General features: G+C 62.7%; 18 protein-coding genes. 14 read left to right on the forward strand and 4 right to left on the reverse strand.

Annotation, left to right across the window (positions count from 1 at the left end; all coding sequences use genetic code 11):
- Nucleotides 1-61: 61 nt before the first annotated feature.
- The 4 genes from AC07UR_RS16455 to hmuQ all read left to right on the forward strand — a co-directional run bounded on the left by AC07UR_RS16455 (nt 62) and on the right by hmuQ (nt 2,259).
- A complete protein-coding gene (locus AC07UR_RS16455) occupies nt 62-979 on the forward strand; it encodes an energy transducer TonB family protein (RefSeq protein WP_209791046.1) in 918 nt (305 codons plus the stop codon).
- A gap of 208 nt (nt 980-1,187) precedes the next feature.
- Nucleotides 1,188-1,598 carry a DUF2325 domain-containing protein gene (locus AC07UR_RS16460; RefSeq protein ID WP_173423938.1) on the forward strand — a complete coding sequence of 137 codons (411 nt, stop codon included), beginning with the start codon at nt 1,188-1,190 and terminating at the stop codon, nt 1,596-1,598.
- 66 nt (nt 1,599-1,664) lie between these two features.
- A complete protein-coding gene (locus tag AC07UR_RS16465; protein WP_173423939.1) occupies nt 1,665-1,934 on the forward strand; it encodes a hypothetical protein in 270 nt (89 codons plus the stop codon).
- A 10-nt stretch (nt 1,935-1,944) separates the two neighbouring features.
- Nucleotides 1,945-2,259: a heme-degrading protein HmuQ gene (hmuQ, locus tag AC07UR_RS16470; protein WP_209791045.1), complete on the forward strand. Its 315-nt coding sequence runs from the start codon at nt 1,945-1,947 to the stop codon at nt 2,257-2,259.
- Between the two features lie 29 nt (nt 2,260-2,288).
- Here the strand turns inward: hmuQ and AC07UR_RS16475 are convergent, their stop codons facing one another.
- Together AC07UR_RS16475 and AC07UR_RS16480 are read right to left on the reverse strand one after the other, a co-directional pair.
- Nucleotides 2,289-2,657 (reverse strand): DUF423 domain-containing protein, encoded by a 369-nt coding sequence (locus AC07UR_RS16475; RefSeq protein ID WP_209791044.1) that lies wholly within the window; start codon nt 2,655-2,657, stop codon nt 2,289-2,291.
- 2 nt (nt 2,658-2,659) lie between these two features.
- The gene (locus AC07UR_RS16480) at nt 2,660-3,049 is read right to left on the reverse strand and encodes a globin domain-containing protein (RefSeq protein WP_209791043.1); all 390 of its coding nucleotides are present in this window, start codon (nt 3,047-3,049) and stop codon (nt 2,660-2,662) included.
- 140 nt (nt 3,050-3,189) lie between these two features.
- Between AC07UR_RS16480 and AC07UR_RS16485 the strand changes: the two genes are divergently transcribed.
- From AC07UR_RS16485 to AC07UR_RS16500, 4 genes are all read left to right on the forward strand, one after another.
- Complete coding sequence (locus tag AC07UR_RS16485; RefSeq protein WP_173423943.1) at nt 3,190-3,750, forward strand: TetR/AcrR family transcriptional regulator; 561 nt, start codon at nt 3,190-3,192, stop codon at nt 3,748-3,750.
- 17 nt (nt 3,751-3,767) lie between these two features.
- The gene (locus AC07UR_RS16490) at nt 3,768-4,109 is read left to right on the forward strand and encodes a DMT family transporter (RefSeq protein ID WP_173423944.1); all 342 of its coding nucleotides are present in this window, start codon (nt 3,768-3,770) and stop codon (nt 4,107-4,109) included.
- A gap of 135 nt (nt 4,110-4,244) precedes the next feature.
- On the forward strand, nt 4,245-5,030 hold the full coding sequence (locus tag AC07UR_RS16495) for a ThuA domain-containing protein (RefSeq protein ID WP_209791042.1): 786 nt from the start codon (nt 4,245-4,247) through the stop codon (nt 5,028-5,030).
- Between the two features lie 5 nt (nt 5,031-5,035).
- The gene (locus AC07UR_RS16500) at nt 5,036-6,079 is read left to right on the forward strand and encodes a Gfo/Idh/MocA family protein (protein ID WP_209791041.1); all 1,044 of its coding nucleotides are present in this window, start codon (nt 5,036-5,038) and stop codon (nt 6,077-6,079) included.
- A gap of 7 nt (nt 6,080-6,086) precedes the next feature.
- Here the strand turns inward: AC07UR_RS16500 and AC07UR_RS16505 are convergent, their stop codons facing one another.
- Both AC07UR_RS16505 and AC07UR_RS16510 read right to left on the reverse strand, forming a co-directional pair.
- A complete protein-coding gene (locus tag AC07UR_RS16505; protein ID WP_209791040.1) occupies nt 6,087-7,103 on the reverse strand; it encodes a LacI family DNA-binding transcriptional regulator in 1,017 nt (338 codons plus the stop codon).
- Between the two features lie 65 nt (nt 7,104-7,168).
- Nucleotides 7,169-8,392 (reverse strand): alpha/beta hydrolase, encoded by a 1,224-nt coding sequence (locus AC07UR_RS16510; protein ID WP_173423948.1) that lies wholly within the window; start codon nt 8,390-8,392, stop codon nt 7,169-7,171.
- 335 nt (nt 8,393-8,727) lie between these two features.
- On the opposite strand from AC07UR_RS16510, the gene AC07UR_RS16515 reads away from it, so the two are divergent.
- The 6 genes from AC07UR_RS16515 to AC07UR_RS16540 are packed head-to-tail and all read left to right on the forward strand — an operon-like array spanning nt 8,728 to nt 15,080.
- Nucleotides 8,728-9,783 carry a dipeptidase gene (locus AC07UR_RS16515; RefSeq protein WP_209791039.1) on the forward strand — a complete coding sequence of 352 codons (1,056 nt, stop codon included), beginning with the start codon at nt 8,728-8,730 and terminating at the stop codon, nt 9,781-9,783.
- A 50-nt stretch (nt 9,784-9,833) separates the two neighbouring features.
- Entirely contained in the window at nt 9,834-11,474 is a 1,641-nt protein-coding gene (locus tag AC07UR_RS16520) for an ABC transporter substrate-binding protein (RefSeq protein ID WP_209791038.1), read from the forward strand.
- A gap of 42 nt (nt 11,475-11,516) precedes the next feature.
- Entirely contained in the window at nt 11,517-12,560 is a 1,044-nt protein-coding gene (locus AC07UR_RS16525) for an ABC transporter permease (protein ID WP_112810653.1), read from the forward strand.
- Nucleotides 12,557-13,489: a nickel transporter permease gene (nikC, locus tag AC07UR_RS16530; RefSeq protein WP_112810654.1), complete on the forward strand. Its 933-nt coding sequence runs from the start codon at nt 12,557-12,559 to the stop codon at nt 13,487-13,489. The genes AC07UR_RS16525 and nikC overlap by 4 nt, the downstream gene beginning before the upstream one ends.
- A complete protein-coding gene (locus AC07UR_RS16535) occupies nt 13,486-14,319 on the forward strand; it encodes an ABC transporter ATP-binding protein (protein WP_209791037.1) in 834 nt (277 codons plus the stop codon). The genes nikC and AC07UR_RS16535 overlap by 4 nt, the downstream gene beginning before the upstream one ends.
- A complete protein-coding gene (locus tag AC07UR_RS16540) occupies nt 14,316-15,080 on the forward strand; it encodes an ABC transporter ATP-binding protein (protein ID WP_209791036.1) in 765 nt (254 codons plus the stop codon). The genes AC07UR_RS16535 and AC07UR_RS16540 overlap by 4 nt, the downstream gene beginning before the upstream one ends.
- Nucleotides 15,081-15,099: the final 19 nt, after the last annotated feature.

A 15,099-nucleotide genomic window follows, 5' to 3' on the forward strand; every position in this document is an offset into this window, starting at 1 on the left:
GTCCGGTTTTTACATTGAGTACTGCGTTTGCGTCGCGGTTCGCGGCGGAGGTTAGGCTAAGATGAAGCATACCATCAAATGGATCGGCGCGATCGCCTTCTCGCTCGTAGCGCATGCCAGCGGTGCGATGTATCTCGCCTCGTCGGCGCCGCAAGACGAGCCGGCCTTCGTGATGGGCGGCGTGGCGACCGAAGTCGCCCTTCTCGGCGATGCCTTTGATGAAACGCTGCAGGCCGGCGATCCATCCGAAATCGTCGAGCCGACCGAAGACACGCCCGACGAGCTGAAGCCCGAGGAAATCGAGCCGGTCGAAGAGTTGACGTCGACGACGCCGGAGATCGTCGCCGAGCAGCCGCATGACCTGGTGGCAACGGAAGCCGACGTCATTCTTCCGGCGGAACAGGTTCCCACCTTGCAGGTCGCCGAAGCTGTGGTCACGGCCAGCGTAGCGCCGGTCGAGACCGTCGTGCCGGAGGAAAAGCCAGAGATCGTGGAGCCGAAGAAGGAGAAGGTTGAAAAACCCGAACCGAAGAAGGATCCGGTCAAAAAGAAGAAGGTCACCCGCAAAAAGTCGGGCGACAAGGGCGAGCAGGCACAGAGCCAGGTCAAAGGCAAAGCCGACGGTCTGGAGAATGCCAAGTCCGCCACGGCATCCGGGCAAGGCAAGGTTTCGTCGGCCGAGGGCAATGCCTCCTTTGACAACTACAAGGGCAAGGTGCGCACCAAGGTCAACAGGAAGCATCGCTATCCCTCCCAGGCCAGGCGCCAGGGCATAGCCGGCACTGCAACCGTAAGCTTTGTCGTGTCGGCGGACGGCGGGCTGTCCGGCCTTCGCCTGGCAGGAAGTTCCGGCTCGCCGATTCTCGACCAGGCGGCCCTCGATACGGTGCGCCGTGCGGCACCGTTCCCACCGATCCCGGCCGATGCCGGTCGCAGCAGCTGGACCTTCAGTTTGCCGATCGCCTACAATCCGGGCTGAAGCCAGCGATTGACGCCGGGCGAGGTCAGCCGAAATGTCCCGGCGGCCTCTCGAAATAAATATGAATACAAAACTCATGTTTATACTTTACTCTGAATATCAAGTTTAATAAGTTGCCGCCGTGACGCAACCGAACGGTGTGTGTCGATCCCGATGCGATCGGTTGCCGTGAGGGTAGCTGACGCAGCAATGAGGCGGAGAAGATTGCATGCGCGGCAAGCGTCACCACAATGCGGCCAAGAGCGGCAAGGGTCGTTCCGGTTCCGAACGGGTCGAGGTCCGCGAAGAGGTCGCCAAGACGACACTCGAGGGCCGCAGCTTCCTCTATGTCGGCGGGCGCGACTGCCAGGTCGCCCATCTGCGCGAAATCGCCAGCTCTTTCGGTGCGGAGTTGCTGCATCACGATGGCGGTCTGCGCGAGGCAGTATCGCGCATCGACCGCGTCCTTCCTTCCGTCGACTGTGTCTTCTGCCCGATCGATTGCATCAGCCACGATGCGTGTCTTCGCGTGAAGACCGGCTGCAAGAAGTGGGGCAAGGCCTTCGTGCCGCTGCGCAACGGTTCGAAGTCGAGCCTCGAGCGGGCGCTGCAGGACCTCACCAACAGCCGCAACGACTAGAACCACCCAAAAACATGACGCGCGGCGATGGCGAGTGGCTGCCCGCGCGCCTGGAGATTTTTCGACATGATTGAAGACCGACAGGACAAGTGCATGATGATCGGCCTGCACAAGTTGGCAGCGCAAAATGGCGATGGGCTCGTGCCCGAACTCTATGAATTGCTGACGCGGCGCTCCCGCATGCTCGAAGAAAACCCGAATGTCACCGAGTTCCCGTCCTGGGAAACGCGCCGGCCGGGCCGGGATCCCTTTGGGCTTGCGGAGGCGCAGGAGGCCACTATTGTTGCCTTCCCGAGAGCGGCCAACGAGCCGGCTCGCAAGAAAGACAGCGCATAAGAGGCAGGCTATGTTCTACGCAATGAACCGTTTTCGTATCGCCATCGGCCAGGAAGAGGCTTTCGAAGCCATCTGGAAGGGCCGCGATTCAAGCCTTGCCGAAATGCCGGGCTTCCTCTCGTTTCATCTTCTGAGGGGCGAAAGCGTGCCGGAGGAGGGCTATACGCTCTTCGTGTCGAATTCGACCTGGAAGGACAAGGATGCTTTCTCGGCCTGGACGAAGTCGGAGAATTTTCGAGCGGCCCACAAGAACGCAGGCGACAACCGGTCGATGTATCTGGGGCCCCCGAAGTTCGAAGGTTTTTCCGTCGTCGAAGGCGCCTGATCCCCCGCGCTGCGAACGGTCTTTAAGCGTCACGGCGCCTTCTTTGGAAGGACGGCGCCGATGGAAACGGCAAGCCAGCCGGCCATGATCGTCGTGCCGCCGAGCGGCGCCGACATCGGAAACAGGCCCTGTCCCGCCATGTGGCGCATGGCGAGGTCGGCTGAAAACAGCGCCGTTCCAAATGCGATCAGCAAGGCTGCGGCCGGCGCGGTGCGAAAGCTCGGCCAGGCGGCATAGAGTGCGACAAGGGCGGGGGCGTGTGCCAGGCACATGGCCGAGATCCCGGCAAGCAACCTTGGGTCCGGCCCATGCGATGCGGCGGCGGCGCTGACCACCCCGGCAAGCCCCATCAATCCGGCGACAAAGAGCGTCGTTGCGCGCAATCCACTTGAAGGCATGGTCATTCCTTGTTCTGCATGTGCAAGGCGAGGCGGGTGATCGGGTCGAGGATGATCTGCCGCAGTTTCGGGTGCTCCACCGTTTCTTCCAGCGCGCGGGTGAAGCAGAGCAGCCATTCGTCCCGCTCCTGCGGTCCGATCTCGGCCACGAAATGCCGGCGCCGCAGCATCGGATGGCCACGTTTTTCCACATAGATCGGCGGCCCGCCGAGCCAGCCGGTCAGATACTCGTAGAATTTTTCCTCGCTGCCGGACAGGTCAGGCGGATGAACCGCGCGACAACGTGCGGCTTCCGGAAGCGTGTCCATCAGTTCGTAGAAACGATGGGTCAGCGCACGCACCGTGTCGCCGCCGATCGCGTCATAGAGGGTCGTCGTTTCCTGATCTGCCATCGCCGCTTCCTTCGTGCCTTTGTCCTAGCCCGCCAGGACCTGACGGACAACGGCTTTCCGCCTCTTGTTTTTGCGGCGTTTCGGCGCGGGATTGTCGCGGCGATCTTGACAAACCGTCCAGACGGTATCTTTATAGCGTCATGACAGACGCCCATCGCCGCAAGAAGCAACCCGAACAGGTCCGCCAGCAATTGCTGGAGGTCGCCGCGCGCCTGTCGCATGAGCAGGGGGTGGCAGGCATCACGCTGGATGCGGTGTCGCATGCGGCCGGCGTCAGCAAGGGTGGGCTGCTGCACCATTTTCCCAACAAGTCGGCGCTGCTCGATGGATTGTTCGACGATCTCGTCGTGCGGTTCGATGCGGCGATCGAAAAGGCGATGGCCGCGGATCCGGTGGCGCAGGGGCGTTTTACCCGCGCCTATGTCGATGTCTGCTCGACGCTCGACCCCGATGCGGACGTGCCCGGCTGGCGGATGCTGACGATCGCGATGATTGCCGAGCCGAACCTGAAGGTCCGCTGGCGCGAATGGGTCAATCGCCGCTCTCAGGAGTTCGCGGAAACCGACGCCTCGCCACACTGCGTGCTCGCCCGGTTTGCGGCAGATGGCCTCTGGCTCGCCGACCTGATGCAGAGCCATGACCTTGATGCCGCGGCACGCCTCGCGCTGGCCGACAATCTCAAAGCGCTTTCGACGCGATAGGTCGGAGGGAGACCAAAATGAACCCCGCGATGCTCTATGCCGTCCTGGTCGTTGCGATCGTCTTCGAGGTGCTCGGCACCTCGGCGATGCAGGCCGCACAGCATTTTACCCGGCTGGTGCCGACGGTGACGATGGTCGTCTGTTACGCCATCGCCTTCTTCTTTCTGTCCTACACGCTGCGCTATATTCCTGTTGGTATCGCCTACGCGGTGTGGAGCGGTCTCGGCATCGTCTTGATTTCACTCGTCGGATACTTTGCTTTTGGCCAGAAGCTGGATCTTGCCGCCGTGATCGGGCTCGGGCTCATCATCTGCGGCGTCATCGTGCTCAACGTCTTCTCCAAGTCCACGTTCCATTGAAAATCTCGCTGCCGACATCCGGTCGCTGACATCAGGCAGGGCAAAAAGCGCTTGCAAAGGCGTTGGCGCATGACTAGTTCTACGAATTGAAACCGCTTTCAATTTTAACAGCTGCGCATAAACGGGAGTTTGCCGATGCCAATCCGGACAGTCGTGTGGGGTGAAAACATCCATGAGCAGACCAATGAGGTCGTGAGAAGCATCTATCCCAACGGGATGCACAACACGATCGCGGCGGCGCTGAACACCGACGTTTCGATCGAGGCGACGACAGCGACGCTGCAGGAGCCGGAACATGGCCTGACCGAGGCGCGACTCGCTGCGACCGATGTGCTTCTGTGGTGGGGGCACAAGGATCATGGTGCGGTCAGCGACGAGGTGGTCGAGCGCGTCGCCAAGCGCGTCTGGGAAGGCATGGGCCTGATCGTTCTGCATTCCGGTCATTTCTCGAAAATCTTCAAGCGGCTGATGGGCACGCCTTGCGCGCTCAAATGGCGCGAGGCCGGCGAGCGTGAACGCGTCTGGGCGATCAATCCGCGCCACCCGATTGCCGAGGGCATCGGCGAGAATTTTGTCCTCGAAAACGAAGAGATGTATGGCGAGCAGTTTTCCGTGCCGGAGCCGCTTGAGACGGTGTTCATCTCGTGGTTTGCCGGCGGCGAAGTGTTTCGTTCCGGTCTGACCTGGCGCCGCGGTGCCGGCAACATCTTCTATTTCCGTCCGGGCCACGAGACCTACCCGACCTACCATGACGGCAATGTCCAGAAGGTGCTGCGCAACTCGGTCAAGTGGGCCTACAACGCCGACAACCGCTACACCGCGATCCACGACGCGCCGAACGTGCCGGTCGAAAATGCGCTGGAGCCGATCGTCGAGCGTGGGCCCAAGCTGCATGAGGCCGGCGAAGCCGGCTACAGGTGATCGCTATGCGTCTTCTTGTTGTTGGAACCGGCGGCATGGCCAACAGCCATGCCGAAGCCTTCGCCGGGATCGAAGGCGTAGACATGGTGGGGGCGGTCGACGTCGACCCCAAGCGCGCCACGGACTTTGCCGAGAGACACGGCATCGCGAACACCTTCACCTCGCTCGACGAGGCGATCGCCTGGGGCAAGTTCGATGCGGCGACGAACGTGACGCCGGACAAGGCGCACCACCCGACGACGTTGGCATTGCTTGCTGCCGGCAAGCACGTGCTGTGCGAAAAGCCGCTCGCTGAAAATTACGCCAAGGCCGCGGAAATGGCCGATGCGGCGGAGCGATCTGGCCTCGTCACCATGGTCAACCTGACCTATCGCAATGTCGCGCCGCTGCAGAAGGCGAGGGCGATGGTGCTGGCCGGCGATGTTGGCAGGCTGCGCCACCTCGAAGCTTCCTATCTGCAGAGCTGGCTCGTCTCCAAGGCCTGGGGCGACTGGGCGACGGAATCGCAGTGGCTCTGGCGGCTGTCGACCAAACACGGTTCGAACGGTGTTCTGGGCGACGTGGGCATCCATATCCTCGATTTTGCCGGTTATGGCGCCGGCACCGACGCCGAGCGGATTTTTGCGCGGCTGAAGACTTTCGACAAGGCGCCGGAAAACCGCATCGGCGAGTATGATCTCGACGCCAATGACAGCTTTGTCATGACCGCCGAGTTCGGCAACGGTGCCATGGGCGTGATCCATGCCAGCCGCTGGGCGACCGGCCACCTCAACGAGTTGCGGCTTCGGCTGCACGGGGACAAGGGCGCTCTCGAAGTGGTGCATACGCCGGATGGCTCGACGCTTCGTGCCTGCCTCGGCACGGATGTCGAAACGGCGACCTGGCGCGATGTCGATGCCGGCACGGTGCCGACCAACTACGAGCGGTTTGCCGCCGCGGTTAAGGACGCCAAGACGGTTGAGCCGGGCTTCCGCCATGCCGCGAACCTGCAGAAGGTGCTGGACCTGGCGCTGGAGACTGAAGCCGAAAGGCGCGAACTCTCGGTTTGACAGCGCTTCAGTTCGGAGGCGGTGCGGTGGAACTGCGCATGACCAGCTCCACCGGCCAGACCTGGCACAGATCGGCAGCTGGCGTGCCCTGAAGAAGGTCCAGAACCATCTCGGCGATCCGCGTTCCCGCAGCGCGGATCGATGAGCGCGTGGTGGTGAGCGTCGGGATCAGGTTCTCGGGGCTCAGATACGGAAAGACGTCGTCGTGGGCGATCAGGGAGATGTGTTCGCCGACGGTCATTCCGGCGCTGCGGATGGCCCGCATCGCGCCGAGCGCCGACATCATCGAGCCGGCCAAGACGGCCGTCGGCCGGTTTTCCTGTGCCAAGAACCCCTGCATCAGGCGAAAACCCATCTCGTCGGTGAAGTCGCCATTGCCGAGCAGGTTGGGATCGATATCGATGCCGCGCGCGCCGAGGGCTGCCGCATAACCGTCCTGTCGATGTTCGGTGAAGGTATAGCCGCGATGGCCGTTGACCAGCGCGATGCGGCGGTGGCCGAGAGCGGTCAAAAGCTCGGTCGCCTGGCGGATCGCGCCGAAATTGTCGATGTCGAGAAAGGCGAAATTGCCTGCGGTCCCGGTTCGCCCATGCAGGACGAAAGGCAGCCGCAGCTCGGTCAGAAGGGCGATGCGCGGATCGTCGACCGCAGGCGAATGCAGGATGACCGCATCGACGCGCTTGCTGGCGGCAAGCCGGCGGTAGGTTGCAAGCTCCGCTTCCCGCGTGTCGACGGTGGAAAGCAGGATATCGACATCAGCCTGCTGCAGCCGGCTGCCGAGTCCGCCCATGAACTCGCTGGTGTGCGGGCCGAAATCGCCGCCGCCGCGAAAGACGATGCCGATGGTGCCGACGCGTCCGGTCGCAAGCCCGAGCGCGCTGGTGTTCGGCCGATAGCCGAGTTCGGCTGCCGCCTTCAGCACCCGTTCGCGCGTCGTCTTCTTGACTTCCGGATAACCGCTGAGCGCACGGCTGACCGTCGTTTGCGACAGCCCCAGCTGGCCTGCGAACTCCTTGAGATTCATTTCATTTTCCCGTTGCCCGATAAAGCATAGCCTACCGGGCCTTGACCACGCAACAAGGAGCGATCTCAGGGGGCAACAGTCGAGCCGACGGTGTTTTCCACCGATTGGCCAAGGCGGCGGACCTGATTGCCGTAGTTGGCGCGGGTGCGCGGGTCGAAGATCATGATCGGAGTGGACACAGCGACGCTGGCGGCGCTGCCGACGGTCTGGGCGGTGCCGAGCGTCACGGCGCCGATGCGCTCCCCGAGGCCGACATCGGAATCGGTGACCGTCTGGCCGGCGATCAATCGGTTGCCGAGCAGTTGCACGACTTCAGGGCTTTCGGCGAATTTTCCGTGGTTCAACTTGTCGCCGCCTTTCAGCGCCGTCAGGTCGAGAACGGTGATGCCAGCGGTTTCCAGCTGTGTGCGATAGGGCTCGACCGTCGGGTCGATTTGACCGAGACGGTCGATATTGCCGGAAATCCGGCGGGAGAGGTTGAGCGCACGGTCGTCGCGCGACACGAACAGCGTGAACTTCGGCCGTGCCTTGCCCATCGCCTGAATCTGCTTGCCGAACACGTCGACGTCGAGATCCGGCGAGGCGAGGATGACGTCGGTGATCTTCGGCGCGATGCGGCCATCACGGATCGCCATTTGTCGGAGCGCCTCGACTGTGACCCACGATCCCATCGAGTGGGCCATGACGGTGATTTCGCCGACCTTCGGGTCGCGCGCCGCGCGGTGCAGCAGGTCTTCGAGCGCGTCGCGCGAATAGTTGGTGCTTTCCTTGTCGTAGTTGTAGTCGAAGACGCTTGCGCGCGACGGCCAGGTGAAGATCACCGGCGCGACATCCGTTCCCGAATCGTGGACGATCTGGGCATAGCGATAGACCGCGTCCTCATAACGGTTGTTGAAGCCGTGGACGAAGATCAGCACGCGCCGGCTTTTCGGCAGATTGCCCTTCAGCCAGGACTGCGCATCGTCCTTGCCCTTCAGCGGCGTCACACTGACGGTCGAAAACTCGCGTTCGGGATTGGCCGGCAGTTTCTTCGGCCACTGAACCTGACCAACCGTGCGGCTCTTTTCGGGCGGGATCGAGACGACAATTTCGGTAAGCGACAGTTCATCTGAGCGCTCGCCGCTGAAAAGCACGCCGGGCTCGGTCGAGGGCGCGCGGGTGGTGGCGACCAGCAGATCGACTTCCGAGGCGCCGCCGGCCGTTCCCGATGGAACGAGCACGCCGACCGGTCGGCTGGCACAGGCTGCCAGAACGGACGCCAGGAGCAGAACGGTGGCGACGCGGCCCACTTGGCCCGGTCGGCCAGCCCAAGAAAACAAACGCAGCAACAAAACCCCCAATACCGCATCATGCGGCGCGCCGATCCATAACCCCGGATCCGGCCAGTCTCATGCCCTAGAAATGGCAGAATTTCTGCCCTCGGCATAGCTTTTCGGCCTGTTCGCGCCCTCTCTGATGGTGCACGTGCGGCAAACATGCAACATTTCGCGACAGCGGGCGTTGGGTAAAACCCCTCAATATCAATTGAAAAGGGATCGGCGTTTCAATAGCATCCGATCTTTCCTCCTTCGGTGCGGCATTGTATGCCTCATCCGATCTCCCTGAAAACATAAGGAAATCCGGAATGCAGGCGGTTTTCGATGGCCATAATGACGTGCTTCTGCGGCTATGGCAGAACGCGCGCAAGGGAAGCGACCCGGTTGGCGAGTTCGTCGACGGTACCGACAAGGGACATATCGATGCGCCGCGTGCGAAAACAGGCGGCCTGATCGGCGGTCTGTGCGCGATCTACGTTCCCTCGGGCGATCTGGTGCTGGCGGGTCCGGACGCGAATGGCCACTATGCCACACCGCTCTCCGCGCCGCTCGAGCATCTGCCGTCGCTGGGCGTCGCCATCGAGATGGCCGATATCGCCGTCCGTCTCGATCGGGCCGGCGCCTGGAAGCTTTGCCGTTCGACCGCCGAAATCCGCGATGCGGCCGGGCAGGGCACCTTTGCATCCGTGCTGCACATGGAAGGCTGCGAGGCGATCGGTGCCGATCTGTCGTCGCTCGAAACGTTCTATGCCGCCGGCCTGCGTTCGCTCGGACCGGTCTGGAGCCGCCACAACGCCTTTGCCCACGGCGTGCCCTTCGCTTTCCCGATGTCGCCCGATACCGCGCCGGGCCTGACCGAGGCCGGTTTTGAGCTGGTGAAGGCGTGCAACCGCCTGGGCATCCTCATCGATCTAGCCCATATCACCGAAAAAGGGTTCTGGGACGTCGCCAAGACGAGCGACCAGCCGCTGGTCGTCAGCCACTCGAATGCCCATGCGCTGACGGCGGTTGCGCGCAACCTCACCGACAGGCAGCTCGATGCCGTCAGCGAAAGCAAGGGCCTCGTCGGTCTCAACTACGCAACCACGATGCTGCGCGCCGACGCGCAGGAAAACGCCGCGACACCGCTTTCCGACATGGTTCGCCACATCGACTACATGGTCGAGCGGATGGGGATCGACTGCGTCGGGCTCGGTTCCGACTTCGATGGCGCGACGATACCGGAAGATATCGGCGATGCGGCGGGCGGCCAGAAGCTCGTTGCGGCGCTCAAGACCGCCGGATATGGTGACGCCGAACTGGCAAAGATATGCCGGGAGAACTGGCTGAGAGTTCTGGGGCAGGCTTGGCACGAGGCCGCCTGAACCCATGAAGAAGAGCCCCGAAAGGGGTGCAAACGAGGGAACTGCAAAAAATGATGCACAAGCTCAATGGACGTCTTCGTCTTCTGACCGCTTCGGCGGCGCTCGCCATGGTGATGGCCGCGACCGCACCGGCCTTTGCCGAAACGCCAAAGGACACGCTGGTCGAAGCCTTTGCAATCGACGACGTCATCTCCATGGATCCGGGCGAAGCCTTCGAGCTGACCGCGGCCGAAATCACCGGCAACACCTACAGCATGCTGGTTCGCCTCGACATCAACGACACCACCAAGGTTGTCGGTGATCTGGCCGACAGCTGGACCGTGTCTGACGATGGCCTGACCTATACGTTCAAGCTGAAGTCCGGCCTGAAGTTTGCCTCCGGCAATCCGGTGACGGCTGCCGATGTCGCCTGGTCGTTCGAGCGCGCCGTCAAGCTCGACAAGAGCCCCGCCTTCATCCTCACCCAGTTCGGCCTCACCGGCGACAACGTGACGGAAAAGGCCAAGGCCACTGACGATACGACCTTCGTCTTTACCGTCGACCAACCCTACGCACCGAGCTTCGTCTTGAACTGCCTGACGGCAACCGTCGGCGCCGTGCTCGACAAGAAGCTGGTGCTTGAAAACGTCAAGCCTGTCACGCCGAGCGACGAGTACAAGTACGACAACGACTTCGGCAATGAATGGCTGAAGACCGGCTATGCCGGCTCGGGCCCGTTCAAGCTGCGCGAATGGCGCGCCAACGAAGTCATCGTTCTCGAGCGCAACGAAAACTACTATGGCGAACAGGCAAAGCTTGCCCGCGTCATCTATCGCCACATGAAGGAAAGCTCGGGCCAGCGCCTGGCGCTGGAAGCCGGCGACATCGACGTCGCGCGCAACCTGGAGCCGGGCGATTTCGACGCCGTTGCGAAGAATGGCGACCTTGCCACGACCAATGCGCCGAAGGGCACCGTCTACTACATCAGCCTCAACCAGAAGAACGCCAACCTTGCCAAGCCTGAGGTGCGCGAAGCGTTCAAGTACCTGGTCGACTACGATGCAATCGGCTCGACCCTGATCAAGGGCATCGGCGAAATCCACCAGAGCTTCCTGCCGAAGGGCGTTCTGGGTGCGCTTGACGAGAACCCCTACAAGTTCGACGTCGCCAAGGCGAAGGAACTGCTGGCCAAGGCCGGCCTTGCCGACGGCTTCACCGTCACCATGGACGTGCGCAACGGCCAGCCGGTCACCGGCATTGCCGAATCCTTCCAGCAGACGCTCGGCCAGGCCGGCGTGAAGCTGGAGATCATCCCCGGCGACGGCAAGCAGACGCTGACGAAGTACCGTGCCCGTAACCACGACATGTATATCGGTCAGTGGGGCATGGACTATTTCGACCCGAACTCGAATGCCGAAACCTTCACCGCCAACCCGGACAACTCCGACGAAGGCAAGAACAAGACGCTCGCCTGGCGCAATGCCTGGGACGTTCCGGAGTTGACGAAGAAGACCAAGGCTGCCCTGCTCGAGCGTGACAGCGCCAAGCGTGCGGAAACCTACAAGGAACTGCAGAAGACGGTGCTGGGCGAAAGCCCGTTCGTCATCATCTTCCAGCAGACCGAAGTCGCCGGCTATCGCGGCAACGTCAAGGGCCTGAAACTCGGCCCGAGCTTCGACACCAACTTCGTTGCAGGCATCTCGAAGGAATAACCCGAAAGGATAGTTCCCTTGAGCATGAGCGGAACAGAACGGATGGGCGGGCGCCGACGCGCCCGTCCAGCGAAGATCATGGGTGCCGTCCTGCGGTTCCTGGTGATCGTCGTCACCACCTATCTTGGCCTTCTGGCCGTGACCTTCTTCATCGGCCGGGTGATCCCGATCGACCCGGTGCTCGCCGTCCTCGGCGACCGGGCGCCAACGCATGTCGTCGAAAGGACGCGCGAGGCGATGGGGCTGAACCTGCCCCTCTACCAACAATTCTTCATCTATGTCCGTCAGGCGCTGACCGGTGACTTCGGCATTTCGGTGCTGACGACCAATCCTGTCATGACCGATATCCGTCGTGTCTTCCCGGCGACCATGGAGCTTGCGACGCTCGGCACTCTGATCGGCGCCATCTTCGGCGTGCCGCTCGGCGTTCTCGCCGCCGTCAAGCGCGGCAGCATCGCCGACCAGATCGTCCGCGTCATCGGCCTTGTCGGCTATTCCGTGCCGATCTTCTGGCTGGCGCTCCTGTCGCTCCTGGTGTTCTATGCCCGGCTGAAGTGGGTCGCCTATCCCGGCCGCATCGACATCGTGTTCGAATACACGTTTACGCCGATCACCGGCTTCTACCTGTTCGATGCGCTCTGGCAGCGGCAGTGGGATGTGCTCTGGGACGTCTTCCGCCACATCATCCTGCCGGCATCGTTGCTCGGTTACTTCTCGCTTGCCTATATCAGCCGCATGACGCGCAGCTTCATGCTGAACGAGCTGCAGCAGGAGTATATCGTTGCCGCCCGCGCCAAGGGCCTTTCGGAAACCCGCATCATCTGGGGCCACGCGCTGCGCAATGCCGCCGTGCCGCTCGTTACCGTGATTGCGCTTTCCTATGCCGGTCTGCTCGAAGGGTCGGTCCTGACCGAGACCGTCTTTGCCTGGCCGGGCCTTGGCCTCTACATCACTAATTCGCTGCAGAATGCCGACATGAATGCCGTTCTCGGTGGCACCATCGTCATCGGTTCGGTCTTCATCGGCATCAATCTCCTGTCCGATCTTCTCTATCGGACGCTTGACCCAAGGACGCGCCAGCGATGAGCACCGTCACTGAAACACGCCCGATGACACGCCGCGAATGGCTGTTGTCCGACCGGCCGCAATCGCGCACGCAGGCGCGCCTCGGCCGCGCCTACATGACCTGGCAGCGCTTTTCCGCCAACAAGCTGGCCGTTCTCGGCCTCTTGATCCTGCTCGCCTTGGTGTTCATTGCAGCCTTTGCCAACGTGCTGGCGCCGCACTCGCCCTATATCGGCGATCTCGCCAATGCCCGCCTCTTGCCGCCCGGCACCCCCGGCTACCTGCTCGGTACCGACGATCTCGGCCGCGACATCCTCTCCCGACTGATCCACGGCTCGCGGCTGACGCTTGCGGTCGTGCTGCTCGTCGCAATTATCGCCGCCCCGGTCGGCCTCATCGTCGGTGCGGTCGCGGGCTATGCCGGCGGATGGGTCGATGCGGTGCTGATGCGCATCACCGACATCTTCCTTGCCTTTCCGAAGCTGGTGCTGGCTCTCGCCTTCGTGGCCGCACTTGGCCCCGGCATCGAGAACGCCGTCATCGCCATCGCGATTACCTCTTGGCCGCCCTATGCGCGCATCGCGCGCGCTGAAACGCTGACGGTGCGCAACTCCGACTATATCGCCGCCGTGCAACTGATGGGCGCGTCGCCGACCCGCATCGTCTTTCGCCATGTGATGCCGATGTGCATGTCGTCCTTGATCGTGCGCGTCACGCTCGACATGGCCGGCATCATCCTGACTGCCGCGGGCCTCGGCTTCCTCGGCCTTGGCGCACAGCCGCCATTGCCGGAATGGGGCGCGATGATCGCATCCGGTCGCCGCTTCATCCTTGACCAGTGGTGGGTTGCCACCATGCCCGGCGTTGCGATCCTGATCGTCAGCCTCGGCTTCAACTTGCTCGGCGACGGCCTGCGCGATGCGCTCGACCCGCGGGAGAGCGGACAATGAACCCGCTTCTGACCGTCGACGACCTCAAGGTCTCGTTTCCGACCCGCACCGGGCTGGTCGAAGCCGTGCGCGGGGTCTCCTTCACGCTTGGCCGCGAGCGGCTCGGCATTGTCGGCGAGAGTGGTTCCGGCAAGTCGCAGACGGGTCGCGCGATCATGGGACTGACGCCGGCGCACGCGCGGGTGACGGCCAAGACGCTTTCCTTCGAAGGCATCGATCTGCTGTCGGCCGCGCCGAAGGTACGGCGGGATCTCAGGGGCAAGCGGATTGCGATGATCCTGCAGGACCCGAAGTATTCGCTGAACCCGGTGATGAGCATCGGTCGGCAGATTGTCGAGACATTGACGCGGCATGAGAGCGTCGGCCGTGCGGAAGCGCGCGAGCGGGCGCTCGACATGCTGGAGGCGGTGCAGATCCGCGATCCCGGCCGCGTCTTCGACCTCTATCCGCACGAAGTTTCAGGCGGCATGGGACAGCGCGCGATGATCGCGATGATGCTGGTGGCGGGACCCGAGCTTTTGATCGCCGACGAACCGACCTCGGCGCTCGATGTGACGGTTCAGCTCGAAGTGCTTGGTATCCTCGACAAGTTGGTTTCCGAGCGCGGCATGGGTCTGATCTTCGTCTCGCACGACCTCAGGCTGGTGTCTTCGTTCTGCGACCGCGTCATCGTGATGTATGCCGGCAAGATCGTAGAGGAGCTTGCCGCGTCCGATCTCGCAAACGCCAAACATCCCTATACCCAGGGCCTGTTGAACTGCATGCCGGCGATCGGTTCGGATCGTCATCCCCTGCCGGTCCTCGATCGCAAACCGGAGTGGGCCCTATGACGACCGCCACCGTTTCCACTGAGAATCTTGTCGTCACCTATGACGAGTTCAAGGCGCTGGACGACGTCAGCATCGATGTCGCGCCCGGCGAATCCTTCGGGCTCGTCGGCGAGTCCGGCTCCGGAAAGTCGACCCTGCTTCGCGCGGTCGCCGGCCTTGCGCCGGTGACATCGGGAAAGATCCGCGTGCACGACCGGGTTTTGACGGGCAATCGCCGGGACAAAGCGTTCTATCGCGATGTGCAGATGGTGTTCCAGGACCCCTATGGGTCGCTGCATCCGCGCCAGACGATCGACCGGCAACTGCTCGAGCCCCTCGCCATCCACGGCGTTGCCGATGGCGAACGGCGCATCCTGAAGGCGCTCGACGAAGTCGGCCTCGGCTCGGGTTTCCGTTTCCGTTACCCGCACCAGCTTTCGGGCGGCCAGCGCCAGCGCATCGCGATCGCGCGGGCGCTGATCCTCGAGCCCTCGATCCTGCTTCTCGACGAGCCGACCTCTGCGCTCGACGCCTCGGTGCAGGCGGAGGTGTTGAACCTGCTCGAACAGGTGCGGCGCGACCGCAAGCTGACCTTCATCATGGTCAGCCACGACCTGGGTGTCGTCACGCATATGTGCGACCGCCTGGCGGTGATGCAGAACGGCCGCGTGGTCGAGCGGCTGTCCTCGGCCGATCTCGTCGCCGGACGGATCAGCGAGGACTATACCCGCAATCTGATGGTTGCGAGCAAGGGTTTCCAGCGCAAGGGCGCTGCCGCCTGACGTTGAAAAATCAGCCGTC

The sequence above is a fragment of the Ensifer sp. GW821-FHT05G01 genome (assembly GCF_059419585.1).